Below are 23,467 nucleotides of genomic sequence, written 5' to 3'. Positions count from 1 at the left end.
CGCGGGGAGCGGATGCGGCGGCCGGAGGCGGGGGGGTTACTGCCGGTTGGGGTCGCTGGCAGCGATGGCGGCGTCGAGCTTGTCCAGGGCCGCGTTGAGGCTCTGCTCGCCCTGGGCGATCTCCCTGCGGATCTGGCTCTGGGCGGCGCCGGCCAGGGCGCGGTCCATGGTCTCCTTGGTCATGACCACGAAGACGTAGAGGTTGCCGTCCGACGGGTCGTTCCAGTAGTTGCGGGTGGTGGTGCCCGCCAGTTCCTGGTCCACCAGCTGCCGGGTGACGTTCTCGATGACCCGGTTCATGACGTCGGTCTTGATGGGCTTCTTGGTGTTGTCGGCGGCGGCGGTGGTCACCTGCTGGTTGAGCTGGCTGAACATGTTCTGCACGCGGACCTTGAGCTTTCCGGCCAGCTTGCTGCGGGCGTCGGCCACGGCCACGGTGCGCATCATGGACTTGTCGCCCATGGGGTTGGGCTGGGCGATGCCCACGGCGGCGAGGCCGTCGGGGATCTCCTCGTTGTCGATCCAGCTGGGGGCGTTCTTGGTGGCGGTGGTGGTCACGGGCACCTTGTTGGGCTCCGTCTTGGGACCGCCGCAGGCCACGAGTCCGGCCATGGCCAGGCCCACGGGAAGGTGGAGGGTGAGACGCATGGGGACTCCTTGGAAAGAGGTTGGGAGGAGCGGCACGACGATGGGGCGATGGGGCGATGGAGCGGCCCAGCGATGAATGGAACATTCTTCCCTGAATGCCATTGTGCCGCAACTGCAAAGCTGGCATATTTGCGGCATCAATCCTAGCATCATTTCCGAACCCGCAGAATCCCACCCCCCAGGAGAAATCGCCATGAGGACCGGAAGCCTGATCCTTGCCGCCCTGCTGTCCGGCACCGGGTGGGCCCAGACGCCCACGATCCGCCAGGGGCTCGTCAAGCCCATGTGGATCACCGCCCTTCCCTCCCAGGCCGGAAGGGTCTACGCCATGGGCCTGGCCCCGGTGGCGCCCAGCGAGGCCCAGGCCCTCACCCAGGCGTCCCAGAGCGCCCGGGGCGAAGTGCTCAGCCGGCTCCGGGCCAGCGTGAAGTCCGAAACCAACGTCTCCACCCGGGCCACCATGACCCAGCAGTCCGGCGGCAAGGCCACGGGCACCTCCGAACAGCAGGTGGGCCAGGACACCCGGATCCAGGCCTCGGCCACCGAGCTGCCCGGGCTGGTGGTGGAAGAGACCTGGGTGGACGTGAAGGGGGCCACCGCCTACGCCCTGGCCTACCTGGACGTGCCCGTCGCCGAACGGGAACTGCGGGCCCGCTTCACGGCCCAGAAGAACGACCTGTTCCAGGAGTCCGACACCCCCACCGCCCCCCGGGAGCGCCTGCGCCAGCTCAACCGCCTCCGGAACGCCCAGATGGAGCTGGCCAAGCTGGACGACATGGCCGCGCTCCTGGCCGCCGGCGGGGGCGACGCCCAGCTCCGCCGGGACATCCGCGCCGGGAAGCTGTCCGTGGACCGCCAGATGGAGCAGCTCCGGGCGTCGCTCACCCTGTCCATGGAAGGGGGGCCCGGCGCCAGCCAGATCGCGGCCATCCTGCGCAACGCCGCGCTGAAGACCGGCCTGGGATGGGCCGAGCGGGACGGCGAGTTCCAGCTGGTGCTGGACTACCGCTCCGACGCCAAGACGGCCAAGGTCGACACGAGCCGCCAGCAGTGGAACGGATGGTGGCGGGGCGGCTGGGTCAGCCACTCCACCAGCAAGGACACCGGCATCATCGTGGCCCGGGGCGCCCTGTCCATCACCCTGCGGGACCGCGCGGGCACGGAGTACGAGTCCGTGGAGATCGAGGCCAAGGGCCTGGGCGTCTCGGACTTCCAGGCCGAGAGCCGCCTGAAGCAGGACTTCCGCGAGAAGATCGAGAAGACCTTCTCCAAGTGGCTCGACAACCTGGTCCGGTAGCTACAGCCCGGCGCTGATCTTCTTCATGACGTCCCCCGGCAGGATGCCGGCGGGGGGGTTCGCCTTCTGGAGCCGGATCTCCTGGCCCAGCGCCTTCTTGAGGGGCGGCGCCGCCTGGAGCATCTGCCCGACGGTGAGGCCCGAGGCCAGGGCGCGGTTGAGGCCGCGCTCGAAGTCCCAGGCGTTCCGGCTCTGGTACAGGGCCGCCAGGTAGAGGCCCTGGACCTCGGCGTTGCCGGGGTCGGCGGCGGCCATGGCCTTGGCCTGGGCCGCGGCCTGGCGCGGGTCGGTGTCGATCAGGGCGAGGATGGCCCGGGTGCCGGTGGGCTCGGCCTTGGCGGGGACGGGCCGGGCCGGCTCCGGCCGGGGAGGGTCGGGCCGGGTGGCTTCGGGCTTGGCGGGCTCGGGCCGGGCGGCTTCGGTCCTGGCCGTGACGGGCCGGGGCGCCTCGGGGGCGGCGGGCGCGGCCTTGGGGGCTTCGGCCTGGGCCGCGGGGACGGGCTCCTCCCGCGGGGCGGCGGGGTGGACCGGAGCCTGCGCCTCGGGGAGGGGCGGCGCGGGCCGGGGCCGGAGGGCCAGGTAGCCGCCCCCGGCGGCCGCGGCCAGGGCCGCCGCGCCCAGGGCCGCGAAGAGGCCGGCGCGGCTGCCGCCGGCCTTGGCCGGGGCCGCGGGCAGGACCGCGGTGCCTTCGGCGGGGGCGATCCGGCCCACCGCCGTGGGCGCGCTCTGGGGCCGGATGACCTCGGTCTCGTCGGGGTGGGAAGGCGGCGCCGCGGCCAGCGCCAGGGCCTGCTGGTGCTTGGTGATCAGGGCCGTGGCCTCGTCCAGGGTCCCGGCCCAGCTGGGATCCTTGCAGGCCCTCAGGGCCTTGGCGAAGTCGTCGGCGGTCTGGAAGCGTTCGCCGGGTTCCTTGGAGAGGGCCTTGTCCAGGACGTTCCGGATGCTCGGGCTGATGCCGTGGATGGTGCTGAGGTCGATGGGGGGGGCCGTCTCCGAGACGATCTTGAACAGGATGGTGGTGGTGTTGTCCCCCGCGAAGGGCTTGCGTCCCGTCAGGCACTCGTAGAGCATCACGCCCACCGCGAACAGGTCGGACTGGGTCGTGGCGTGGCCGTTGCGGATGTACTCGGGCGCCATGTAGCTGACGGTGCCCATGACGATGCCGGTGGCCGTCATGTTGCTGTCCTCCACCCGGGCGATGCCGAAGTCCATGACCTTGGCCTGGAGGTTCCGGCCGTCGCGGATGACGCGGACGTTGGCGGGCTTGATGTCCCGGTGGATGATGCCGTTGCGGTGCGCGTGGCTGAGGCCGTCGCACACCTGGGCCAGCACCTCCAGGAACTGGGAGTGGGACAGGGCCTGGTTCCGGATGACGTCCTCGAGGTCGTCGCCCCTGACGAATTCCATGACCAGGTAGAAGGTGTCCCCGTCCTTGTCGAAGTCGAAGATCGTGACGATGTTGGGGTGGCTCAGCTTGCCGGCGGCCTCCGCTTCCCGACGGAACCGGCCCTCGGCCTCCTCCCCCTTGGCCACGTTGGGGAGGATGGTCTTGATGGCCACCTCCCGCCCGATCGCGGCCTGCCTGGCGAGGTACACCTCGCCCATGGCCCCGGAACCGAGGGAGCGGATTATTTCATACTTGCCGATGGTCTTTGCCATGATTCGCCCACTGTAGGATCGAACCCATCATACATGGGTCCGCGTTTTCCACCTTGTGGGTTAATGTAGGACAATCGGGTTGAAACCCACCCTGTCGCGAGGTCCGGAATGCCCCATTTCGATACGTTCAGTCTCCTGAAGAGCCTTCACATCATCACCCTCGCCGTGGGAGGCGGCGCCGCGGCGGTGGTCCTGCTCCTGGTGGGCTTCGAGGAAAGCCGCGAGGACCTCCAGGGCCTCACGTCCCTGCTGTGGAAGCGCACGGCCGCCTGGGGCTTCCGCCTGGCCTTCCTCCTGGGCCTCGTGCTCCTGGTGATGAAGTTCAAGGCCGGCGCCGAGCCCTTCCAGGCCCTCTACCTCCACTGGAAGCTGGTCCTGGTGTTCCTGATGGTGATGTTCTCCGAGATGAGCCCCAAGGCCCTGGCGGCCCGCAAGCGCGGCGCGCCCATGCTGGCCTTCGTGCTCTTCCTGCTGGCGGTGTTCGTGAGCGTGAACCACGACGCCTTCGGGTTCAAGGCCCCCAAGGCCAACCTCGGGTCCTATTCGGGCACGATGGAGAAGGGGAAGTAGGGCCGCAGGAGGCCTTGCCGGTAAGCATAAAAGGCCTAAAATGTAAGACGAGGGTAAAGCCATGCGGCCCACTGTGTCTTACATTCCGCTGCCGGACGTTGAAGCCACGGTCAGCTCCAAAGGCCAGGTCACTCTCCCGAAGGCCCTTCGGGAGAGTCTCGGCATTCAAACGGGAAGTCGGATCCGGTTCAGTCAGACGTCCCACGGCGGGTTCAGAGGGGAGCCGGTGCGCTTCGACCTCCAGGATCTCTGGAAGATGGCCGACGCGGGTCCAAGGGCGACCGAAGTCATGACCTTCGAGGAGATGGACGCCGCCAAAGTCCGGAGGGTCTGGTGATGGTCGTCGCAGATACCAACGTCTGGGCCAGGGCCCACCTGAACGATGACCCGCCGCAGGCGAGGAAGGCCCGGAAGGCGCTGGCGGAGGCTCAAGGGGAGGGAGGGGTGTTCGTGCCGCTTCTGGTGTTGGCCGAGCTGGCCTGGGTCCTGCGCGGCAGGTGGGAGCGGGAACGGGTGCTGACGACCCTTGAAAATATGCTGCAGACCCGCGGTGTGCTCATCGAAGCACCCGGACTGGTTCGCGAAGCCATCGACGCCACCCGCGCGGGCGGGGGCGGCGGATTCGCCGACAACCTCATCACGCAGATCGGTTTCGCCAACGGGGCCACCGGGGTCATCACCTTCGACAGGAAATACGGCCGGGCCGGAAACGTCCAGCGGCTTTAGAGGGTCTCCAGCCAGGGCTCCAGGCCCTCGATGACGTCGCGCACGCCCGGGCCGAAGCGGGCGTTGGACAGCCAGTGGATGCCCTGGGGCAGGCCCTCCAGGGCTCTGCGCACGCGGCCCCGGTGGCCCTTCTCGGCCCGGGGGATGGCGTTGGTGCTGATCTCCTCCCGGGCCTGGGAGGCCTCGGACAGTTCGGGCACCCAGTGGCGGAGCTTGCCGAAGGTCCAGGGCCAGTCCTTGGGGACGCCGGGTTCGGGGTCGCCCCACAGGGTGGAATCGCCGATGAAGCTGCGCAGCTGCATGCGATCCTCGGGCGCGCAGCCGGCGTCGATCCAGCTGGGCACCAGGGAACCCAAGTAGGGCCGGCCCTCCTTGGGGTGGATGAGGAAGCCGAAACCGTCCTTGAAGGGGGCCAGGTTCGCGTGGCGGCTGTGCCAGAGCTTAACGGAAGTGTAGGGGATCTCGGCGAGGGCCCGGGCGGAGGCCTCGGCGTGGGGTGCCAGGAGCCGCCCGGCGTCGTAGGCGGGCAGCGCGAGCACGACCCGGTCGGCCACTCGCTCCAGCCCGTTGCCCTTCACCCGCCACTGGCCGTCGGCCGTGCGTTCCAGGGACTCGGCCCGGAGCCCGGTCTTCACCGCGGCCAGGCGGGAGGCCACCCGCAGGGGAAGGCTCCCCATTCCGCCCTCGGGCACCTGCAGGTGGCTGACGCCGGACTTCATGATGCCCTGCAGGAGGCTGCCGTAGGACTCCCACTGGCGCAGCTTGGGGATGGCGTCCACGCTGAGCAGCTCGGCGGGGGACGCCAGGATGCCGGCCACCATGGGCGGCAGGAGCTCGGTGGCGATGCCCGGGCCCGCGCGGCGGGCCATGAACTCGGCCAGGCCCTCCTCGGGCTCCTCGGGGCCCACGGGCATGAAGGGTTCGAAGCACATGCGGAACTTGGTGGACCAGGACATGAGGGGGGTGCCGAACAGGCCCACGGGATGCGCGGGCACGGGCACCAGCCGGCCCCCCGTCCCCACCCAGCGCGCGCCCTTGCCGGGGCTCTTGAGGGGCAGGTCCAGGGCCTTGAAGAGGACGTCGGTGCGGCTTCCCGGGGTCACCAGGACGCCCTGGGGGCCGCGCTCGATGCGGCCGGGACGGCCGGCCTCGTCGGCCCACGGCAGGGTCTTCACCCAGCCGCCCACGGCCTCATCGGCCTCCCAGACCTCCGAGGCCTCGCCCCGTTCCTGCAGGTAGTAGGCCGCCAGCAGTCCGGTGATGCCTCCGCCGAGAATCAAGGTGGTCATGACGTCCTCACTTTCACAGTACCGACAGGGTTCGCCTCGCCAGGCAGCGGATGTAGGCGGGATCCGCGGCGGGGGCCGGAAGGCGCCGGTAGCTGCGCACGCCCGCACTCCTTGCCACGTCCCTGAAAAGGATATCCAGTTCGTGGAGGGTCTCGATGTGCTCGGTGACGAAGCTCACAGGGAGGACGATCACGTCCCTGCCCCCGAGGGTCGTGAGCACCGATCCCAGTTCGGGTTCCAGCCACTTGATGGGGCCGACCTTGCTCTGGTAGGCCAGCCTGAAGCCGCCGGGGATGTCGCCCACCCGGGCCTTGAGGGCCGCCACGGTGGCCTCGATCTCCCGCTGGTAGGCGTCGCCCTGCTCGATCTGCCGCGCCGGCAGGCTGTGGGCGGAAAACACCACGGTGGCGCCGGGAACCTCGCGCAGCGCGGCCTCCAGGGGCCCCGCGAGGCTCTCCAGGTAGTCGGGGTCCGTGGCGTAGTGCAGGACGCCGGGGAGGACCTCCAGGCCCAGGCTCCGGGCCTCGCGTTCCAGCTCCACGAGGCTGGAACCGGTGGTGGCCCTGCAGTCGTGGGGGTAGAGGGTGACGGGGACGATGCGGCGGACGCCCTGCCCCTTCAGGGAGCGCAGCACCCCCGCGGCCCGGGGCGAGGTGTAGCGGAAGGCGATCTTCACGGGCTCCAGGCGCCCAGCCTCCCGCAGGGCGGCGCGCAGCGCCGCGGCCTGGCGCGCCGTCTCCCGCAGGATGGGGCTGCCGCCGCCGATCTCGTCGTAGCGGGCCATCACCTCCTTGCGCCGCCCCTTGGACAGCAGGGTGGCGAACAGCGGCTGGAGGAAGGCGGGGCCGGGGAACTTGATGATGTCCCGGTCCGAGAAGAGCCGGTAGACGAAGCCCTCCACGTCCCGGGATCGCAGCGGGCCGCCCAGGTTCAGGAGGACGACGGCGGTGTCGGGCCTCACACCGTTCTCGAGAACGGGGTGCCGGCGGCGAGCTTCTTCAGGTAGCCGTCGAAGGGCTGCACGATGTTGCGCACGAAGCGGCGGCCCAGGGGGGTGATGAACACGCCCTCCTCCCGCACTTCCACGGTGCCGAAGGGCTCCTCGGCCTTGAGTTCCTCGATGGCGCCGGCGAAGTGCACCGGGCCGTCCACGCCGTAGCGGGCGCGGAGGTCGTCCCAGCGCAGCTCGAAGGTGCCCATGAGTTCGTGGATGAGCCAGCGGCGCATGAGGTCCTCCCCGTCCAGGCGGTGGCCCTTGTGCACGGAGAAGCGCCCCTCGGCGATGTCCCGCTCCCACTTGGTGAGGATCTTCTCGTTCTGGGAGTAGACCCCGGCCACGTTGGAGATGGCGCTGGGGCCGAAGCCCAGGAGGTCCGAGCCCGCGGCCACGGCGTAGCCCATGAAGTTGCGGATGAGGCGGCCTTCCTTGACGGCCTTGGCCATCTCGTCGCCGGGACGGGCGAAGTGGTCCATGCCGATGGCGACGTAGCCGTGCTTCTCTAGGATCTCCACGGCCAGGAGCAGGAGGTCCAGGCGCAGCTCGGGGCTGGGCAGGGTCTCCGCGGGGATGCTGCGCTGGTACGGCATGACCGAAGGCAGGTAGGCGAAGCCGTAGATGGCCATGCGGTCGGGGTTCAGCTCGAGGGTGCTTTCCAGGGTGCGCCGGAAGGTGGCCAGGGTCTGGCCGGGCAGGCCGTACACCAGGTCCAGGTTCACGCCGGGGAAGCCCAGGTCCCGGGCCTGCCTCACGGTGGTCAGGGTCTGCTCCCAGGTCTGGCCGCGGGTGATCAGCTCCTGCACGCGCTCGTCCAGGTCCTGCACGCCGAAGGAGACGCGGTTGAAGCCCATCTCGCGCAGGGCGGGGAGCTGGTCAGGCTCCAGGAAGGTGGGGTCCACCTCGATGGAGACCTCGGCCCCGGGCAGCAGGGGGAAGCGGTCGGTGATGAGCTTGAAGGTGCGCCGGAGGTCGGCGACGTTGAGGTAGGTGGGCGTGCCACCCCCCCAGTGGAGCTGGATGGCCTTGCGCCGCGTAGGGAGGTGGGAGGCCCACATCTCCACTTCGGTCTCCAGGGACTTCAGGAAGGCGTCCACGGGCGAGTAGTGCGGGCTCACCACCACGTTGCAGCCGCAGTAGGAGCAGCGGCGCTTGCAGAAGGGGAGGTGGGCGTAGAGCGACAGGGGTTCGGGGTCGGCGTCGGCGCGGGCCAGGGCCTGGGCCACCTCCTCCTGGGGGAACCCCTCGGACCAGGCCGGCGGCATGGGGTAGCCGGTGTAGCGGGGCCCGGGGCGGTCGTAGTGCTTGATCAGGTCGGAGAGGGACAGGGCCATCTTCGGAACCTCCAGAGTCCATTTTCGCAGATGAAGGGGATGATTCCGGTCAACTATCCGAGGCTAAGCCTTGACCGCGTCGATCACCGCCCCCACCACCGCCGGGTCCGTCTCGGGCAGGAGCCCGTGGCCGAGGTTGAACACGTGGGGGGCGCCCTTCATGACCTGCACGATGGCCTTGGCCTTGCGGACGGCCGTCTCTTCGCCAGCCAGCAGGGAGGTGGGGTCCAGGTTGCCCTGGAGCACCTTGCCGGGGAACTGCGCCCGGGCCTGGGCCATGGGCACCTGCCAGGACACGGCGAAGCCTTCGCACGGCAGGGTGCCGAGGCTCGGGGGAAGGATGCCCCGGGGGAAGAAGAGCCGGGGGGCGCCTTCCACCTGGGAAAGGGCCCGGTGGGCCGCGGGCAGGGCGAAGGCCTCGAAGTCCTCCCGGTCCAGTTCGCCGGCCCAGGTGTCGAAGAGCTGCACGCCCTGGGCGCCGGCCCCGATGTGGAGGTTGAGGAGGCGCGCCGAGGCGTCCGCGAGGCGGTCCAGCCACTTGCGGGCCTTTTCGGGCTCCTGGTGCAGGTAGGACTTGGCCCGCACCCAGTTCTTGCTGCCCTTGCCTTCCAGGCCGTAGGCCAGGAGCGTCCAGGGGGCGCCGGCGAAGCCCAGCAGGGCCTTGTCCTCGGGCAGGGCCGCGCGCACCTTGCGCAGGGCGGCCTGCACGGGCTCGAAGACCTTCTCGTCCAGGAGCACGTCGGGGTCGATCTGGTCCAGGGTCTTCGTGAGGCGGGGGCCCCCTTCCGGGATGACCACGCCGCAGCCCAGGGCGTCCAGGATCACCAGGATGTCCGAGAAGATGATGGCGCCGTCGAGCTTGGGGAAGCGACGCACCGGCTGGAGGGTGACCTCGGCGGCCAGGTCGGAATCGTAGAGCAGGTCCTCGAAGGTGGCCTTCTCGCGGATCTTCCGGTACTCGGGCAGGAACCGTCCCGCCTGGCGCATGAACCAGATGGGGGGCGTGGGCAGAACTTCACCCCGGAGGGCGCGGACGAGCTGAGGGGTCATGGGGAATCCGTTCTAGGCTTCGTTCTTGAGGGCGGCGGCGACCACGCCGATGGCGCGTTCGACGTGGGCCAGCTCCTCGTCGCCGTGGGCGGCGGAGAGGAAGGCCACTTCGTAGCCGGAGGGGGGCAGGTACACGCCTTCCTTGAGAAGCAGGCCGTGCATCCGGTTGAACCGCTCGATGGCGCCGGATTCCACGCGGTCGGCGCGCTTGACGCCGGGCTGGAAGAGGGGCCACAGGAGGCTGCCCACGCGGGGCACGTGGAGGCCGGGGATCTTCTCGAAGGCGGCGGCCCACTGGGCCCCCTTCTGGTCGAGGCTGCGGTAGAGGTTGGGCGTGAGGCGCTCGAGGGTGGCCAGGCCCGCGGCCATGGCCACGGGATTGCCGCTGAGCGTGCCGGCCTGGTACACGGGGCCGTCCGGGGAGATGACGGCCATGATGTCCTTGCGGCCGCCGTAGAGGCCCACCGGCATGCCGCCGCCGATGATCTTGCCGTAGGTGACCAGGTCGGGCGTGATGGCCAGGAGCTCCGCGGCGCCGCCGGGGGCCACACGGAACCCGCTGATGACCTCGTCGAAGATGAGCACCACGCCGTAAGCGTTGCACAGTTCGCGCAGACGCTTGAGGAAGGCCGTGTCCTGCACCAGGAGGCCGTTGTTGGCGGGGATGGGCTCGATGATGGCCGCGGCGAGCTCGTGGCCGAGCTTGTCGAAGGTGGCTTCCAGCGCCTCGAGGTCGTCCAGGCTGATGACGGTGGTCAGGTCGGCGAAGCCCTTGGGCACGCCGGCGCTGCTGGGCTCGCCGAAGGTCACGAGGCCGGAACCCGCCTTCACGAGCATGGCGTCGCTGTGGCCGTGGTAGCAGCCGTCGAACTTCAGGATGCGCGAGCGCTTCGTGAAGCCGCGGGCGGCGCGCAGGGCGCTCATGACGGCCTCGGTGCCCGAGGACACGAACCGCATCTTCTCCACGAAGGGGACCATCGACTTGATCCGGCGGGCCAGGGCGACCTCCCGGCGGCTGGGGGCGCCGAAGGTCAGGCCCTCCTGCATGGCCTCCACGGCGGCCGAGATGATCTCGGGCACGGCGTGGCCGAGGATCAGGGGGCCCCAGGACATGCAGAGGTCCACGTAGCGGCGGCCCTCCTCGTCCTCGAAGCGGCTGCCCCAGGCCTTGCGGAAGAATTTCGGGGTCCCGCCCACGGCGCGGAAGGCCCGCACGGGACTGGAGACGCCGCCAGGAAAGTGGGTGAGGGCTTCCTGGAACAGGGTGTCGTTGCTCATGGTCAGATCCACTTCTTCTCAAGGGCCTCGCGGGCCACGTAGGTTACGATCCAGTCGGCGCCGGCGCGGCGGATGGCCAGCAGGTGCTCCCTGAACAGGTTGGCCTCGTCCAGCCAGCCCATGCGGGCCCCGGCCTTGACGCTGCTGAATTCGGATGAGACGTGGTAGGCGGCGATGGGGCAGAGGGTCTTCTCCCGCAGGCGCCAGATGAGGTCCAGATTGGGCATGGCGGGCTTGACCATGAGGGCGTCGGCGCCCTCCTCCAGGTCCAGCAGGGCGTCGCGCAGCCCTTCCCGGGCGTTCCGGGGATCCATCTGGTAGCTGCGGCGGTCCCCGAACTTGGGCGAGGAGTCCGCGGCCTCGCGGAAGGGGCCGTAGTAGGCGCCGGCGTGCTTGATGGCGTAGCTGAGGATGCCGGTCTGGGTGAAGCCCTGGGCGTCCATGGCCTCGCGCATGGCGCGGATGCGGCCGTCCATCATGTCCGAGGGGGCCACGATGTCGGCGCCGGCCTCGGCGTGGGCCACGGCCATGCGGGCCAGGATCTCCACGGACTTGTCGTTGACGATCACGGGGCCCTCGTTGATGCCGCAGTGGCCGGTGTCGGTGTAGGCGCACAGGCACACGTCGGTCATGACGATGACGTCCGAGCCGAACTCCTTCTTCAGGCGGCGCACGGTCACGGGCACGATGCCCTCGTGGTCGTGGGCGGCGTGGGCGTCGGGGGCCTTGTCGGCGTGGTCGGGCACGCCGAAGAAGAGGTGGCTGCGCAGGCCCAGCTTCAGGTCGGATTCCACCTGGCGCACGGTGGCCTCCACGCTGTTGCGGGAGATGCCCGGGAGGCTGGAGATCTCGGTGGATTCGTTGCCGGGCTGCACGAAGTGGCCCTGGATGAGGTTCCGGGCCTGGACGGTGGTCTCGGCCACGAGGTCCCTCATGGCGTTGGTGGTGCGTAGGCGGCGGGATCGGATCAGCATGGTCAACCTCGTGAAGACAGGAGTTGCTGCAGGGCGGACAGCTGGGGCTGGCACCACCCATGGGAAGGATATCCCACTTGGGCGTAGGCCCGGTCCGTTCGTTCACCCCAGGCCAGGCGCAGGCGGTCCCCGGCGAGGGGGCCCAGCACTTCGGCCTGGAGGGGGCTGAGGGCCAGGACGGCCTCCAGGGCGGGCAGGGCCGGCAGGGGATCCAGGGGCACTTCCCGGTGGGTGATCCAGGGCAGGAGGGTCCAGGCGGAGCCCCGCAGGGCCTCCTCCAGGTGCTCCCGGCTGCGTCCGGCCCGGGCCAGGAGGAAGGTCCCGCCTCCGGGGAAGCGGTCCTTGAGCAGCTGCACGAGGCCCTCGGCATGGGGGATGGCGCTGGTGAGCACCTGCCGGCCTTCCAGGGCCAGGGCCGTGGCCGCGCCCTGGGCCAGGCAGGGCACGCCCTGGGGGATCCGCCCGAGGCGGGCCGCGGCGGGGCTGAGCACGATGACCCCGTCGGGACGCGGGTGCGGCGGGGCGGCGCCCGTGGCCTCCATGGCCGTGACGTGGAAGGGGACGGGTTCCCAGCCCGCGGCCGCAATGGCCCGGCTCATCGCGTCATCCTTGGCGCGGGCGAGGCCCACGCGTTTCACAGCCCCAGCCCCCGGAGGACCTCGGTGACGAGGACATCCTCATCGGTGCCGCGGGATTCGGCCCACCGGATCCCGTCGGGCCCCGCGTAGGCGGCCCGGAGATGGAAGGCGCCGCCCTCCTCGACGCAGAGGGCGCCCAGGGGCTGCTGGCAGCCGCCGCCGATGCCCCGGAGCACCCGGCGCTCGAGGGTCACGCACCGCAGGGTCGGGGGGTGGTGGAAGCCCTTGAGGGCTTCCAGGATGGCGGTGTCCTCGGCCCGGCATTCCGCCAGGAGGGCGCCCTGGGCCGGGGCCGGGAGCAGTTCCCGGGGCCCGAAGGGCCGCACGTCCAGGCCGGTGAGGTCCAGGCCCAGGCGGCGCAGGCCCGCGGCCGCCAGCACGGTGCCGTGGAGGGGGGCGTCGCGCAGCATGCCGTCCTTGACCCGCTGGAGCCGGGTGGGGACGTTGCCGCGGATCCAGGTGAACGAAGCCTTGGGCAGGGCCTCGGTGAGGAACCGCAGGCGCCGCTCGGAGCTGGTGCCGATGACGGGGTTCTCCGGGGCGTCGGGACGCATCACGAGCCAGTCCGCGGAGTCCTCCCGGTGGGGCACGCAGGCGGTGGCGATCCCCGCGGGGCGGTCCAGGGCCACGTCCTTGAAGGAATGGATGAGCAGGTCCACGTCCCTGGAAAGGAGCGCGTCCTCCAGTTCCTTGGTGAAGAAGCCCGCGCCCTCCTCCTTGCCCAGAGGGCCGGCGAGCCACTGGTCGCCGTGGGTGGTGAAGCGCTTCCATTGGATTTCATGCCCGGCCGCACGGAGGTGGGCCACCAGGTCTTCCGATTGCTGCACGGCGAGGAGCGAACCCCGCGTGCCCAGTATGATCTTCATCGTCCTTCCAGGGCTGGCTCACGGTGGAGGTTGAGGGCCCGGAACGCCAGCGTGCGTCCCCGCTTGAGGAGAGCTTCCAGGGCTTCCATCTGGACGGGGTCGAGGCCGGCGAGCGCGCTTCCGGGCGCGACGGCTTCCGCTTCCATGGCCTCCCAGGCGTCCGTGAGGCGATCCTGGGCGGTGCGGTTGGCGTGCTTCTGAATCCGTGCGTCCGCCCGGCGCCGCAGGCGCTCCACGGCGCCGACGATGAAGGGCTCGGCGTGCACGGCGGCTTCCCGCCGCTTCATGCGCCCGCCCTCGGTCTCGGCCAGGAACGTGGAAAGATCCACGCGGGTGACCCAGGGAATCTCGTCCATCTCGGGTTCGGTGTCGTAGGGGAGGGCCAGGTCCACCAGCCTCACGGGGGGCCGATCCAGACGCTCCCAGTTGCCCTTGGTGAAGATGGGCGCGGAGCTGGCGGTGGCGGTGACCACGGCGTCGAAGCCCTCGGGGTCCATCTGCAGCTGCGCCAGGGGCACCAGCGGAAGGCCGAAGGCTTCGGCCTTGGACAGGGTCCGGTTGGACATGGAGATCTGGAAGCCGCGCTCGGGCAGGCGCTGGGCCAGGTACCGGCTCATGGGGCCGACGCCCACGATGGCCACCTTGGCGTTGGGGGCCAGGGTCGTCTCCAGGTGGCGCAGGGCGGCGGTGGCCACGCTGGCGCTGCCGTCGTCCAGGCCGATGCGGGTGCGCAGGCGCTGGGCTTCGCGGAGGATGTCCTCGAAGGCCGCCTGGGCCTCGTGGCCCGCGGTGCGGGTCTCCTTGGCCGTCTGCAGGGCCTGCCGCATCTGCCCCACGATCTCGCGGTCGCCCAGGTTGGCGCTGTTGAGGCCGGTGGCCACCTCCAGCAGGTGCCGCCAGGCGGCCTCCCCCTGGAAGCACTCGATGTCGGGATCGAAGCCCAGGGTGGTGCCGTCGCCGCCCCAGAACATGAAGATGACCCGCTGGCAGGTGGCGAGGTAAACCAGTTCGCACGCGTCGGAGATGCGCCGCCACATGAGCAGGTGATCAGCCAGGTGCGCACGGACCACGTTCCTGGCCACAACCTCAGGGTCATGCCTCGGTATGTAGTAGGAATAGAGAACAGGATCCATGGGCCGCCATTTAGTCTGTCTAAGGGATCAGGGTATCTTAAATAATTGAATCGACCGAACCGGAAAGTTCAGGTTCCGGCCGGACCCCCACCGGTCACGGGCGGGGCAGGCAGGTAAATTCCCTTCTGCCATATTGTTTTCCCATCGGTCGGCGAAAGGGAAGCACAAAGGCGTAAAAAAAGGAAATTGATGGCAATCACAGCCTCCTAGGGTTCCAGGAGCCGTCCGGGCATATCGGCGAGGCCGTACACCGCCACCGCAAGGATGGCCGCGTTCCGGGCCAGGTCCTCCTGGTTGATCTTGTCGAAGGTGTCCGCCTTGGAGTGGTGGACCTCCCAGTACTTGGCCGTTTCATGGTTCATGCCCAGGCCGGGGACGCCCACCATGACCGAGGGCTCGATGTCCACGCCGCCGTGGCCCAACACCAGCCTTCCGGCGTCCAGGGGCTCCAGCATGGGCCGCAGGCCCGAAAGAACCGCCAGGGCCTTCTGGGCGTCCGGGGCCTTGCCGCCCTCGGGGGCGTGCAGTTCCAGGGAGAAGCCCCGGGCGGGACCGTTGCCCGAATCCGTCTCGATGGCCGCCACGTGGTCCTTCATCTGGGCGCGGTGCCGGGCCAGGTAGCCCTCCCCGCCCCGGTTCCCGTTCTCCTCGTTGGCGAAGAACACGACCCGCACGGTTCGGGCGGGCTTCAGGCCCTGCTCGTGGATGAGCTGCGCGGCGGCCAGGGACAGGATGCAGCCCACCCCGTCGTCCTGGGCCCCCTGCCCCACGTCCCAGGAATCCAGGTGGCCGCCCACCAGGACGATCTCGCCGGGCCTGGCCGAGCCGGGCAGTTCCCCCACGACGTTGGCGGCCTCGGCGTCCGGAAGGGTCTGGCAGTTCATCTCCAGGTGCACCCGGATGCGCTGGCCCCGTTCCCACTGGCGGCGCATCATCATGGCGTTCTCCACGCTCACCGCCGCCGCGGGAATGGCGGGGGCGTCGGCGTCGTAGTGGAGGGTGCCGGTGTGGGGGGTGTCGAAGCTCAGCGAGGCCACGGAACGCAGGAGCATGGCCACGGCCCCCTTTCGCGCCGCCGCCGAGGCCCCGGAAAAGCGCATGCGCGCCCCGGGCCCGTACCCCTTGAAGGGCGACTCGAACAGGACGATGCGGCCCTTGACCTGCTCGTCCTTGAGGGCGGCCAGCTCCTCCAGGGAGGACACCACCACCACGTCGGCGGTGATGCCGCCCGGCGGCGTGGGCACGCTCATGCCCAGGCCCAGGATGCTCAGCTCCTGCGCGGTGGGCGCCACCATGCGGGCCGATTCCTGGTTCCGCACCCAGTGGGGAACCATGACCTTCTCGGTGTGCACGTTCTGGAGCCCCGCGTCCCGCATGGCCTGGAGACCCCACTGCACGGCCTTGTCGTAGTTGGCCGAGCCGCTGAGGCGGTGGCCCACGTCGTCGCACAGGGACCCCAGGGTCCGGTAGGCCCGGTCCGAGGCCAGGGCCCTGGCCGCCAGGGCCGAAGCCTGGACGCGGATCTTCGCCAGGGGGTCCTCCGGGGCCGAACCCAGCAGGCTGGGCGCCACGAAGGCCAGGGCGAGGAGCAGGGGGATGGAACCGCGCATGGGGCCTCCGAACATGCATCATCATGCGCGGTATTGTCAGCCTTGGCTAGGACCCTTCCTTGCCCAGGAACCCGGGCCGGATCGCCCGGAACAGGCCATTGCCCAGGAGTTTGCGTATCACCTGCCACTCGCTGGTCTCGGGCGCCCGGGTGGAACCCGAGATGCGGACGACCGTGGCCACTGAGCCGGACGACCGGTTCTTGAAGAGTTCCCCCAGGGCCTGGAAGACGTGCATCTTCACCCGCGTCCCGAAGCCCTTGCGCCCGTCCTTGGCCTTGTCGTAGATCCTGAGGTTCCGGATGAGGGGCTTCACGTAGCCCTCCACCCGGCCGTCCTTGACCGTGAGTTCGGTGAACACGGACAGGGAGCCCTGGGCGACGTCCACCCCCCCGTGGGCCATGAGCATGTCGTTGAGGCTGGGCAGGGGCGCGTCGTTCAGTTCCAGGCGCACCTGGAAATCCGCCGGTTGCGCGCCGCCCCGGAACCTTCCCGAAAAGCTGGCGGGGGCGCTGCCCATGAACATCCCGGAGGCCTGGAAGGGCGACGTTCCATGGCCGGCCTGGTTGTCCAGGTTCTCCAGCCTCAGGTCCACCTGGGTCAGGAAGACGCGGTAGGGGGGCCGGGGCGCGGCGTTCTGGAACCCCAGCTGGGCGTTGGTGAGGCGCAGGGTGTCCAGGTGGAGCTTTAGGGTGGGGGCGTTCCGGAGCCTGCGGGCCAGCTTCACGGCCTGCCGGCCATGGGCCTTCTCCTGGTCCACGGTGGCCAGGCTGTGCACGTAGTCCACGCGCAGGTCCTCCAGGTGCACCTGCTTGAGATGGGCGGTCTGTCCTTCCGGCGTGCTTTCCACCGTGCCGTCCAGGGACAGGAACCCGCCCGTGGTCTTGACCTGGTAGGCCTGGGCCAGGGGGTTCAGCCGGTCCAGGGGCACCCGCTCCAGGTGGAGGTCCCCCCGGGCGGCCACGTAGGGTTCGCGCAGGAAATCCGCCCCGCCCTGGAAGCGGACCTTCCCGGTGTCGAACATCACCGCCGAGAGGCTCACCGGGGAGGGGTAGGTGCCCCGGGCCGTCGCGATGTTGCGGATGTTCAGGGCCAGGAGCGAGATCCGGGTGAGCTGCAGGGGCTTGTCGGCGGTGTCCGCGGAAAGGTAGAGCATGGAGCCGTTGCGCACCTCCACCCGGTCCAGCTTGAACGGGAAGACCGACTCCACCGCCCGCTGCCAGCCCCGTTCCTTGAGGCTCACCCGGCTCCGCACCTCCTCCGTGGCCTGGGCCAGGTCGATGTGCAGCGCGGGGCTTTCCAGGGTGAGGTTCCCGGCCACCTTGAACCGGAGCAGTTCCCCGAAGAGCAGCGAGAACCGGAGCGAGCCGAAATCCGCCACGGGCGGGACCGGATGGGTGTCCTGGGCCACCACCACCTGGTCCAGGTCCAGGCCCAGGCGCCAGAGGTGGGGGTGGGCCCGGCCGATGCGGACCGTGTAGCCCTTGAGCTGCCGGTTCATGGTGCGCTCGGCCCAGGCCTGCAGGGGCCGCGCCAGAATCTGGTCCGCGAGGGGGAGGGCCAGGGCCAGGAGGAGCCCTGCGGCGCCCAGGGCCGCGCGCACGGGATGGGCGCGGCACCGGGCCTTCAGCCTCGCCAGGACCGGACCCCAGCCCGGCCCCCTCCGGGGAGGCGCCGCGCCGGTGTCCATGGGAGGCCTGGTATTCATGGGGCACGCCAGGAGAAATCAAGAATTGTAAAAACAAGGCATGGGAAGTCAGCCCGGCTCCATGATCCCACACCTCGGGGCGTCGTCCACCCGTTCTCCGGTGCTCAGCACCCGCAGTGCCGGCCCCGGAGGCCCTCCCGGAATTTCTCCCGCTCCTCCGGCGTCATGGCCTCCCAGCGCCGCATCAGGTGGTGCCGGCGGTGGAAGCCGCCCCCGTGGGACCGGTGGAAGCCCCCGAACAGGATCCTGGACAGCACCAGGAGCCCCACGGCCTGCCAGAAACGGATGGACCGCAGCCCGAAGACCTCCGGCATCAGCCCATTCCAAAGACCCATGACGACGTACCCCAGCACCGCCACCGCGGCCACGGCCAGGACGGCGATGCCGATCCCCTTGCGGACGGTCATTCCCTTGTGCCTAAACATCGACGTACTCCTCGTAGATCGCCCGCAGGCGCTTGCGCAGATGCAAAACCGCGTAGTGTTTCCTCGACAGCAGCGTGTTCACGGGCACGCCCGTATCCGTCGCCAGTTCCTTGAAGCTCCGCCCCTCCAGCTCGTGGGCCACGAACACGGCCCGCTGGTCTTCCGGAAGTTCCTCCAGAGCCGCGTCCAGCTCCTCCAGCAGCATCCGCCTCGCGAAGGCGGCCTCGGGCCCCGCGTCCCGGGAGGGCAGCCAGTCCTCCAGGGCCCGTTCCTCGCCCTCCAGGTCCCGTTCGAAGGGGGCCTGCCGCCGGATCTCGTTCCCCCGGCGCCGGAAGAGGTCGGTGATGCGGTTGCGGGCCACCCGGTACATCCACGCCCCCGCTTCGCGCAGCGGCGTCATGAGGCGCTGGGCTTCCACCAGCTCGAAGAACACCTCCTGGAGGACGTCCTCGGCGTCGGCTTCGTCGGGCACCCATTTCCGGATGAAGTTCCGGAGCCTGGACGCCTCGCGCTCAACCGCTTCGGTGATCTGACGATCCTGCTCTGACATCCAGGCGGCTTCCAGGGGTTCCTCCTTCTATACCTGAAGACGGAGGAACCCGGGGAATATTGTGCGTCACCTTGCGGGAACCTGCTGGACCTGAACCCGCACCCGCAGCCGGCCCGAGGCGTCGGCCTCCAGGACCTCCCAGGAAAGCGGCCCGTCGCTGCCCGCGGACACCTCGCCGGGGCCCACGTTGAAGGCGGCGTCGTCCAGCTGCCACCGGCGCCCGGGGTAGCTGGGCGCGGGCGGCTCGGGGGTGCGGGGATGGGCGTCGATGACCCGCACGGGGCCCCTGGGCTCGCCCCGGGTGAGGAGCCCCGGGTCGACCCGGGCCACCACCAGCCCCTCGAACCCGGGTCCCCAGCGGTTTCCAACACGCCCGCGGTCGAAGCCCAGGGGCCTTCGCACGTTCAGCTCCCAGAACCGGCCCTGGCAGCGGGGATCGGGAATAACCAGGCGCTGGGGAAGGTCCCCGGGGGCGCGCTCCAGGGGGTCCAGCCAGCCCACCCAGGCCCGGCGCACCTTCAGGGCTCGCACGGTGTCGCGGAAAACGCCGTGGTACCAGAGGTCGGTGCGCACCCAGCCCATGGGCTGGGAGGGGCTGTAGGCGGTGTCCTCCTGCCAGGGGCCGGTCTCGGGATGGTAGCGGTCCCAGCCCCGGAACATCCCGGCGTCCATGACGTCCCAGGCGCCGGCGGTGAGGGGGTGCTTCGAATCCAGGTAGAAGTCGTCCACGCGGTTCTCGCCCATGGCGTGGAGGGCCTCGTGGACGATGAAGCCCAGGGGGGTCTCGTCCGTGAAGAAGACCGCGGGCCACTGGACGAATTCGTTCCAGGGAAGCGGCTTGAGGATGCAGATGGCGGTGAGTTCCTTCGTGCTCTGGGTGACCGTGCCGGGGGGGCCGGGGGGGACGATCCAGAGGTGGTCGGGCTTGCCATCGGCCGCCCGTGCGCCAATTCGGTTCTCCACCTCGTCGAGCGACGCCAAGCCCCGGTTCCGGATCCGCTCCAGGACCCACCCGACCAGTTCCCCGCGCTGGGCATCCGTGCGGGGCGCCGGATGATCGGTGTCTGCCAGGTGGATGAAGGCCCCCTCCTCCAGTTCCAGGCTCCCCTTGGAGATCTCGTAGAAGTAGTTGGCGGCGCTGGCCTCCCCAGCACCCCGGCCGAAGAAGAGGGCCCGAAGCTCGGCGTCGGTGCGTAAAGGGGCCTGGTCCGGGTAGTCCAGGCGAACCACCAGGACCCGCTCCTTCCGGAAGCGAGGGGCCCGGGCCAGCACCACCGGCGCGGCCAGTTCGCCCACGGGGACCAGGTCCCGCTGGTACCCGGACTTCTCCACCACCACGTGGGTGTCGGCCGGGTCCAGGTCCAGCGCGAAGCCGCCCTGGGCATCGGTGAAGGCCACCGGGGGCCGGGTCCGCGGCCGCACCCGGACGCCGCGGTCCGGATGCACCCGGACCCCCTCCAGGCCCCGGGCGCCGTCGGTCACCCGGCCCCGGACGGGCCCGGCGGCGGCCGGCAGGCACAGGAGGAGGGTCAATAGCAGACGTACCATGGATTCAACGATACAATGGACGGTTCTAGGAAACCCCGGGACTGAACCTCAAAAGGCCACGCGTGACCGAATCCAACCTCATCCGCAATTTCTCCATCATCGCCCACATCGACCACGGGAAGTCCACCCTGGCCGATCGGCTCCTGGAGCTGACCAACACCATCGCCCGGCGGGACATGCAGGCCCAGATCCTCGACGACATGGACCTGGAGCGGGAGCGGGGCATCACCATCAAGGCCCACGCGGTCACCTTGAAGTACCCCGCCCTGGACGGCAACACCTACACCCTGAACCTCATCGACACCCCCGGCCACGTGGACTTCACCTACGAGGTGAGCCGGAGCCTGGCCGCGTGCGAAGGGGCCATCCTGGTGGTGGACTCCACCCAGGGCGTGGAGGCCCAGACCCTGGCCAACACCTACCTGGCCCTGGAGAACGAGCTCGAGATCTTCCCCGTCCTGAACAAGACCGACCTGCCCAGCTCCGAGCCCGAGCGGGTGCTGGAGGAGATCAACACCGTCATCGGGCTGGTGGACACCGCCCACGCCATCAACGTGTCGGCCAAGACCGGCGAGAACTGCCTGGCGGTGCTGGAGCAGATCGTCAAGTGCGTGCCGCCCCCCAAGGGCGATCCCAAGGCGCCGCTCCAGGCCCTGGTGTTCGACTGCCACTACGACCAGTACCGCGGGGTGGTGTGCCTCGTCCGCATCATGCATGGCACGCTCAAGGCCGGGGAGACCATGCACTTCATGGCCACCGGCAGCGACCACCGCGTGGACGAGGTGGGCGTGTTCAACCCCAAGATGAGCAAGGTGGACGAGCTTTCCGTGGGCGAGGTGGGCTACGTCACCGGCAGCATCAAGACCCTGGCCGACGTGAAGGTGGGCGACACCCTCACCCACACCCTCACCAACACCACCCGCCCGTCCACGGAGATGCTCAAGGGCTTCAAGGAACTCCAGCCCGTGGTCTTCGCGGGGATCTTCCCCACCAACAGCGAGGACTACGAGGGCCTCCGCGACGCCATGGACAAGCTGCGGCTCAACGACAGCTCGTTCAGCTACGAGCCCGAGACGAGCCAGGCCCTGGGCTTCGGCTTCCGCTGCGGGTTCCTGGGGCTCCTGCACATGGAGATCGTCCAGGAACGCCTGGAGCGGGAGTTCGACCTGGACCTCATCACCACGGCCCCCTCCGTGCGCTACCACGTGTTCCTCACCGACGACACCGAGGTGGACGTGGACAACCCCTCCAGGCTGCCCCCCCTGCCCCGCATCGCCCGCATCGAGGAGCCCCTGATCGAGGCCACCATCCTCACCCGCCCCGACTTCGTGGGCGGCCTCCTGAAGCTCTGCGAGGATCGCCGCGGCCTCCAGCAGCGGCTGGAGTACGTGGGCAAGGACCGGGTCATGCTCGTCTACGAGCTGCCCCTGAACGAGGTGGTGCTGGACTTCTACGACAAGCTCAAGTCCATCTCCAAGGGCTACGCCAGCTTCGACTACCACATGAAGGGCTACCGGGAATCCGACCTGGTGAAGATGGACATCCTCGTCAACGGCGACGCCGTGGACGCCCTGTCCATCCTGGTGCACCGCTCCAAGAGCCAGGCCATGGGCCACGGCCTCACGGTGCGCATGAAGGAGGTCATTCCCCAGCAGATGTTCGACGTGGCCATCCAGGCCGCCATCGGCGCCAAGATCATCGCCCGCACCAACGTCAAGGCCCGGCGCAAGGACGTGCTGGCCAAGTGCTACGGCGGCGACATCTCCCGGAAGAAGAAGCTCCTGGCCAAGCAGAAGGAGGGCAAGAAGCGCATGAAGTCCATCGGCAGCGTGGACATCCCGCAGGACGCCTTCCTGGCCATCCTCAAGGTGGAGGGCTGAGCCATGCTGCAACCCGCGATGGAAGTCACCCAGCAGCCCGCGAAGGCCGGCGTGAAGAGCATCACCGGCTTCGTGCTCACCGGCCCCCAGAAGGGCGTGATCCTGTGCGTGCTCCTGGGCCTGATGTACCTGCGCCTCTACCGCCGCAAGCGGTCCCAGGACAAGATCTGTTCCCACTGCGGCACCCGGAACCCGCCGCACCAGACCAATTGCAAGCAGTGCTCGGCCCCCCTGTTCCACAAATAGCGGCTATCATCGGACGCGGGTGGGCCCATGAGCAAGATCCGAGTCCTGGTCGCCGACGACGATTCCACGAATCTCGCGCTCCTGGTGCGGGTGCTCAGCAAGGCCGGCATGGAGACCGTGGCCGCCGAGGACGGGGCCGAGGTCCTGGCCTATCTGCGCAAGGCGCCTGAGTCCTTCGACGTCCTTCTCATGGACCTGGTGATGCCGCGCATGAACGGTTTCCAGGTCCTCAAGCGCATGAAGGCCAACGCCCAGCTCAAGGACCTTCCCGTCATCCTCCAGACCGCCTCCAGCTCCCCCGAGGACATCCAGCGGGGCATGGAGGCCGGCGCCTACTACTACCTCACCAAGCCCTTCACCCAGCGCGTGGTGCTGGGCATCGTCAAGACCGCCGCCCAGGACATCGCCCGCATCCGCGTGCTCCACGCCGAGGTGGAGCGCCTGGGCACGCCCCTCTCCATGATGGTGACGGGCCGCTTCCGCTTCCGCACCCTGCTGGAGTGCCACGAGCTCACCAACCTCCTGGCCAAGGCCTGCCCCGACCCCGCCCGCTCCGTCACCGGCCTTTCCGAACTCCTCATCAACGCCCTGGAGCACGGCAACCTGGGCATCACCTACCCGGAAAAGGGCGAACTCCTGGCCAAGAACGCCTGGAAGGCCGAGATCAACCGCCGCCAGGCCCTCCCCGAGAACCAGGACAAGTGGGTGGAAGTGGAAGTCACCCGCCACCCCGACCGCATCGCCTTCGAGGTGCGCGACCAGGGCAAGGGCTTCGACTGGCGGAACTTCGTGGTGCCCAACCCCTCCCGCCTCTTCGACAACCACGGCCGGGGCATCTTCATGGCCAAGATGGACAGCTTCGACCGGCTGGAATACCTGGGCGAAGGGAACCATGTGAGGGCGGAGATCAAGCTGGCATAGGGGCCTTCCCCACCCTGATGCGGCCTTCATTTCTCCATGGACCAAACCTACAAGACCAGAATCAACATTAATTTTTTGACGCTTAACCCGGGTTGCAAAGCAAAAAATAGAATCCAGACTTTCCGG

At 69.4% G+C, this 23,467-nt stretch carries 22 protein-coding genes and 1 pseudogene; 7 read left to right on the top strand and 16 right to left on the bottom strand.

Features of this window, described 5'->3' with window-relative positions:
• Positions 1 to 36 precede the first annotated feature (36 nt).
• A complete protein-coding gene (locus ACZ5LB_RS20310; protein ID WP_464604032.1) occupies positions 37 to 648 on the bottom strand; it encodes an LPP20 family lipoprotein in 612 nt (203 codons plus the stop codon).
• A gap of 193 nt (positions 649 to 841) precedes the next feature.
• On the opposite strand from ACZ5LB_RS20310, the gene ACZ5LB_RS20305 reads away from it, so the two are divergent.
• On the top strand, positions 842 to 1,945 hold the full coding sequence (locus ACZ5LB_RS20305) for a hypothetical protein (RefSeq protein ID WP_464604030.1): 1,104 nt from the start codon (positions 842 to 844) through the stop codon (positions 1,943 to 1,945).
• On the opposite strand, the gene ACZ5LB_RS20300 is transcribed toward ACZ5LB_RS20305, so the two are convergent.
• Positions 1,946 to 3,604, bottom strand: coding sequence for a serine/threonine protein kinase (locus ACZ5LB_RS20300; protein ID WP_464604029.1), 1,659 nt, complete (start codon positions 3,602 to 3,604; stop codon positions 1,946 to 1,948). It lies immediately after the preceding gene.
• 108 nt (positions 3,605 to 3,712) lie between these two features.
• On the opposite strand from ACZ5LB_RS20300, the gene ACZ5LB_RS20295 reads away from it, so the two are divergent.
• The 3 genes and pseudogenes from ACZ5LB_RS20295 (at position 3,713) to ACZ5LB_RS20285 (ending at position 4,900) form a co-directional block, all read left to right on the top strand.
• Positions 3,713 to 4,174, top strand: a complete 462-nt coding sequence (locus ACZ5LB_RS20295) for a hypothetical protein (protein ID WP_464604028.1) — start codon at positions 3,713 to 3,715, stop codon at positions 4,172 to 4,174.
• 61 nt (positions 4,175 to 4,235) lie between these two features.
• Positions 4,236 to 4,328 (top strand): annotated as a pseudogene (locus tag ACZ5LB_RS20290) (hypothetical protein); the annotation flags it as partial.
• Between the two features lie 182 nt (positions 4,329 to 4,510).
• A complete protein-coding gene (locus tag ACZ5LB_RS20285; protein WP_464604027.1) occupies positions 4,511 to 4,900 on the top strand; it encodes a PIN domain-containing protein in 390 nt (129 codons plus the stop codon).
• Here the strand turns inward: ACZ5LB_RS20285 and ACZ5LB_RS20280 are convergent.
• From ACZ5LB_RS20280 to ACZ5LB_RS20215, 14 genes are all read right to left on the bottom strand, one after another.
• Entirely contained in the window at positions 4,897 to 6,189 is a 1,293-nt protein-coding gene (locus tag ACZ5LB_RS20280) for a protoporphyrinogen/coproporphyrinogen oxidase (RefSeq protein ID WP_464604026.1), read from the bottom strand. The genes ACZ5LB_RS20285 and ACZ5LB_RS20280 overlap by 4 nt on opposite strands.
• 13 nt (positions 6,190 to 6,202) lie before the next feature.
• On the bottom strand, positions 6,203 to 7,150 hold the full coding sequence (gene hemH, locus ACZ5LB_RS20275) for a ferrochelatase (RefSeq protein WP_464604025.1): 948 nt from the start codon (positions 7,148 to 7,150) through the stop codon (positions 6,203 to 6,205).
• Positions 7,147 to 8,517 (bottom strand): oxygen-independent coproporphyrinogen III oxidase, encoded by a 1,371-nt coding sequence (hemN, locus tag ACZ5LB_RS20270; protein WP_464604024.1) that lies wholly within the window; start codon positions 8,515 to 8,517, stop codon positions 7,147 to 7,149. The genes hemH and hemN overlap by 4 nt, the downstream gene beginning before the upstream one ends.
• 63 nt (positions 8,518 to 8,580) lie before the next feature.
• The gene (hemE, locus tag ACZ5LB_RS20265) at positions 8,581 to 9,567 is read right to left on the bottom strand and encodes a uroporphyrinogen decarboxylase (protein ID WP_464604023.1); all 987 of its coding nucleotides are present in this window, start codon (positions 9,565 to 9,567) and stop codon (positions 8,581 to 8,583) included.
• Positions 9,568 to 9,579: 12 nt separating this feature from the next.
• Complete coding sequence (gene hemL, locus ACZ5LB_RS20260) at positions 9,580 to 10,845, bottom strand: glutamate-1-semialdehyde 2,1-aminomutase (protein ID WP_464604022.1); 1,266 nt, start codon at positions 10,843 to 10,845, stop codon at positions 9,580 to 9,582.
• 2 nt (positions 10,846 to 10,847) lie between these two features.
• Positions 10,848 to 11,819, bottom strand: a complete 972-nt coding sequence (gene hemB / locus ACZ5LB_RS20255; protein WP_464604021.1) for a porphobilinogen synthase — start codon at positions 11,817 to 11,819, stop codon at positions 10,848 to 10,850.
• 2 nt (positions 11,820 to 11,821) lie between these two features.
• Positions 11,822 to 12,418, bottom strand: a complete 597-nt coding sequence (locus ACZ5LB_RS20250) for a uroporphyrinogen-III synthase (RefSeq protein WP_464604020.1) — start codon at positions 12,416 to 12,418, stop codon at positions 11,822 to 11,824.
• 35 nt (positions 12,419 to 12,453) lie between these two features.
• Positions 12,454 to 13,323 (bottom strand): hydroxymethylbilane synthase, encoded by an 870-nt coding sequence (hemC, locus tag ACZ5LB_RS20245; RefSeq protein WP_464604019.1) that lies wholly within the window; start codon positions 13,321 to 13,323, stop codon positions 12,454 to 12,456.
• On the bottom strand, positions 13,320 to 14,393 hold the full coding sequence (locus tag ACZ5LB_RS20240) for a glutamyl-tRNA reductase (protein WP_464604018.1): 1,074 nt from the start codon (positions 14,391 to 14,393) through the stop codon (positions 13,320 to 13,322). The genes hemC and ACZ5LB_RS20240 overlap by 4 nt, the downstream gene beginning before the upstream one ends.
• A gap of 269 nt (positions 14,394 to 14,662) precedes the next feature.
• On the bottom strand, positions 14,663 to 16,066 hold the full coding sequence (locus tag ACZ5LB_RS20235) for a M20/M25/M40 family metallo-hydrolase (RefSeq protein ID WP_464604017.1): 1,404 nt from the start codon (positions 16,064 to 16,066) through the stop codon (positions 14,663 to 14,665).
• A gap of 46 nt (positions 16,067 to 16,112) precedes the next feature.
• Entirely contained in the window at positions 16,113 to 17,771 is a 1,659-nt protein-coding gene (locus ACZ5LB_RS20230; RefSeq protein ID WP_464604016.1) for an AsmA family protein, read from the bottom strand.
• 104 nt (positions 17,772 to 17,875) lie between these two features.
• Complete coding sequence (locus ACZ5LB_RS20225; RefSeq protein WP_464604015.1) at positions 17,876 to 18,196, bottom strand: hypothetical protein; 321 nt, start codon at positions 18,194 to 18,196, stop codon at positions 17,876 to 17,878.
• The gene (locus tag ACZ5LB_RS20220) at positions 18,189 to 18,746 is read right to left on the bottom strand and encodes an RNA polymerase sigma factor (protein ID WP_464604013.1); all 558 of its coding nucleotides are present in this window, start codon (positions 18,744 to 18,746) and stop codon (positions 18,189 to 18,191) included. The genes ACZ5LB_RS20225 and ACZ5LB_RS20220 overlap by 8 nt, the downstream gene beginning before the upstream one ends.
• 66 nt (positions 18,747 to 18,812) lie before the next feature.
• Positions 18,813 to 20,294 carry a carboxypeptidase-like regulatory domain-containing protein gene (locus ACZ5LB_RS20215; protein ID WP_464604012.1) on the bottom strand — a complete coding sequence of 494 codons (1,482 nt, stop codon included), beginning with the start codon at positions 20,292 to 20,294 and terminating at the stop codon, positions 18,813 to 18,815.
• A gap of 62 nt (positions 20,295 to 20,356) precedes the next feature.
• On the opposite strand from ACZ5LB_RS20215, the gene lepA reads away from it, so the two are divergent.
• From lepA to ACZ5LB_RS20200, 3 genes are read left to right on the top strand one after another with little or no spacing between them, the layout of a single operon-like run.
• Positions 20,357 to 22,174, top strand: a complete 1,818-nt coding sequence (gene lepA / locus ACZ5LB_RS20210; protein ID WP_464604011.1) for a translation elongation factor 4 — start codon at positions 20,357 to 20,359, stop codon at positions 22,172 to 22,174.
• A gap of 3 nt (positions 22,175 to 22,177) precedes the next feature.
• Entirely contained in the window at positions 22,178 to 22,420 is a 243-nt protein-coding gene (locus tag ACZ5LB_RS20205; protein WP_464604010.1) for a hypothetical protein, read from the top strand.
• A gap of 27 nt (positions 22,421 to 22,447) precedes the next feature.
• On the top strand, positions 22,448 to 23,341 hold the full coding sequence (locus tag ACZ5LB_RS20200; protein WP_464604009.1) for a response regulator: 894 nt from the start codon (positions 22,448 to 22,450) through the stop codon (positions 23,339 to 23,341).
• Positions 23,342 to 23,467: the final 126 nt, after the last annotated feature.

Source organism: Mesoterricola sp. MK458 (assembly GCF_055384935.1).
Note: the sequence above shows the minus strand (reverse complement) of the source record. Positions and strands in the feature narration are given on the sequence as shown.

Excerpts from the sequence above, each read along its gene's own strand:
- ACZ5LB_RS20310 (WP_464604032.1), bottom strand. The coding sequence starts at position 648 with ATGCGTCTCACCCTCCACCTTCCCGTGGGCCTGGCCATGGCCGGACTC.
- ACZ5LB_RS20305 (WP_464604030.1), top strand. The coding sequence starts at position 842 with ATGAGGACCGGAAGCCTGATCCTTGCCGCCCTGCTGTCCGGCACCGGG.
- ACZ5LB_RS20300 (WP_464604029.1), bottom strand. The coding sequence starts at position 3,604 with ATGGCAAAGACCATCGGCAAGTATGAAATAATCCGCTCCCTCGGTTCC.
- ACZ5LB_RS20295 (WP_464604028.1), top strand. The coding sequence starts at position 3,713 with ATGCCCCATTTCGATACGTTCAGTCTCCTGAAGAGCCTTCACATCATC.
- ACZ5LB_RS20285 (WP_464604027.1), top strand. The coding sequence starts at position 4,511 with ATGGTCGTCGCAGATACCAACGTCTGGGCCAGGGCCCACCTGAACGAT.
- ACZ5LB_RS20280 (WP_464604026.1), bottom strand. The coding sequence starts at position 6,189 with ATGACCACCTTGATTCTCGGCGGAGGCATCACCGGACTGCTGGCGGCC.
- hemN (WP_464604024.1), bottom strand. The coding sequence starts at position 8,517 with ATGGCCCTGTCCCTCTCCGACCTGATCAAGCACTACGACCGCCCCGGG.
- hemE (WP_464604023.1), bottom strand. The coding sequence starts at position 9,567 with ATGACCCCTCAGCTCGTCCGCGCCCTCCGGGGTGAAGTTCTGCCCACG.
- hemL (WP_464604022.1), bottom strand. The coding sequence starts at position 10,845 with ATGAGCAACGACACCCTGTTCCAGGAAGCCCTCACCCACTTTCCTGGC.
- hemB (WP_464604021.1), bottom strand. The coding sequence starts at position 11,819 with ATGCTGATCCGATCCCGCCGCCTACGCACCACCAACGCCATGAGGGAC.
- ACZ5LB_RS20250 (WP_464604020.1), bottom strand. The coding sequence starts at position 12,418 with ATGAGCCGGGCCATTGCGGCCGCGGGCTGGGAACCCGTCCCCTTCCAC.
- hemC (WP_464604019.1), bottom strand. The coding sequence starts at position 13,323 with ATGAAGATCATACTGGGCACGCGGGGTTCGCTCCTCGCCGTGCAGCAA.
- ACZ5LB_RS20235 (WP_464604017.1), bottom strand. The coding sequence starts at position 16,066 with ATGCGCGGTTCCATCCCCCTGCTCCTCGCCCTGGCCTTCGTGGCGCCC.
- ACZ5LB_RS20230 (WP_464604016.1), bottom strand. The coding sequence starts at position 17,771 with ATGAATACCAGGCCTCCCATGGACACCGGCGCGGCGCCTCCCCGGAGG.
- ACZ5LB_RS20225 (WP_464604015.1), bottom strand. The coding sequence starts at position 18,196 with ATGTTTAGGCACAAGGGAATGACCGTCCGCAAGGGGATCGGCATCGCC.
- ACZ5LB_RS20220 (WP_464604013.1), bottom strand. The coding sequence starts at position 18,746 with ATGTCAGAGCAGGATCGTCAGATCACCGAAGCGGTTGAGCGCGAGGCG.
- ACZ5LB_RS20215 (WP_464604012.1), bottom strand. The coding sequence starts at position 20,294 with ATGGTACGTCTGCTATTGACCCTCCTCCTGTGCCTGCCGGCCGCCGCC.
- ACZ5LB_RS20205 (WP_464604010.1), top strand. The coding sequence starts at position 22,178 with ATGCTGCAACCCGCGATGGAAGTCACCCAGCAGCCCGCGAAGGCCGGC.
- ACZ5LB_RS20200 (WP_464604009.1), top strand. The coding sequence starts at position 22,448 with ATGAGCAAGATCCGAGTCCTGGTCGCCGACGACGATTCCACGAATCTC.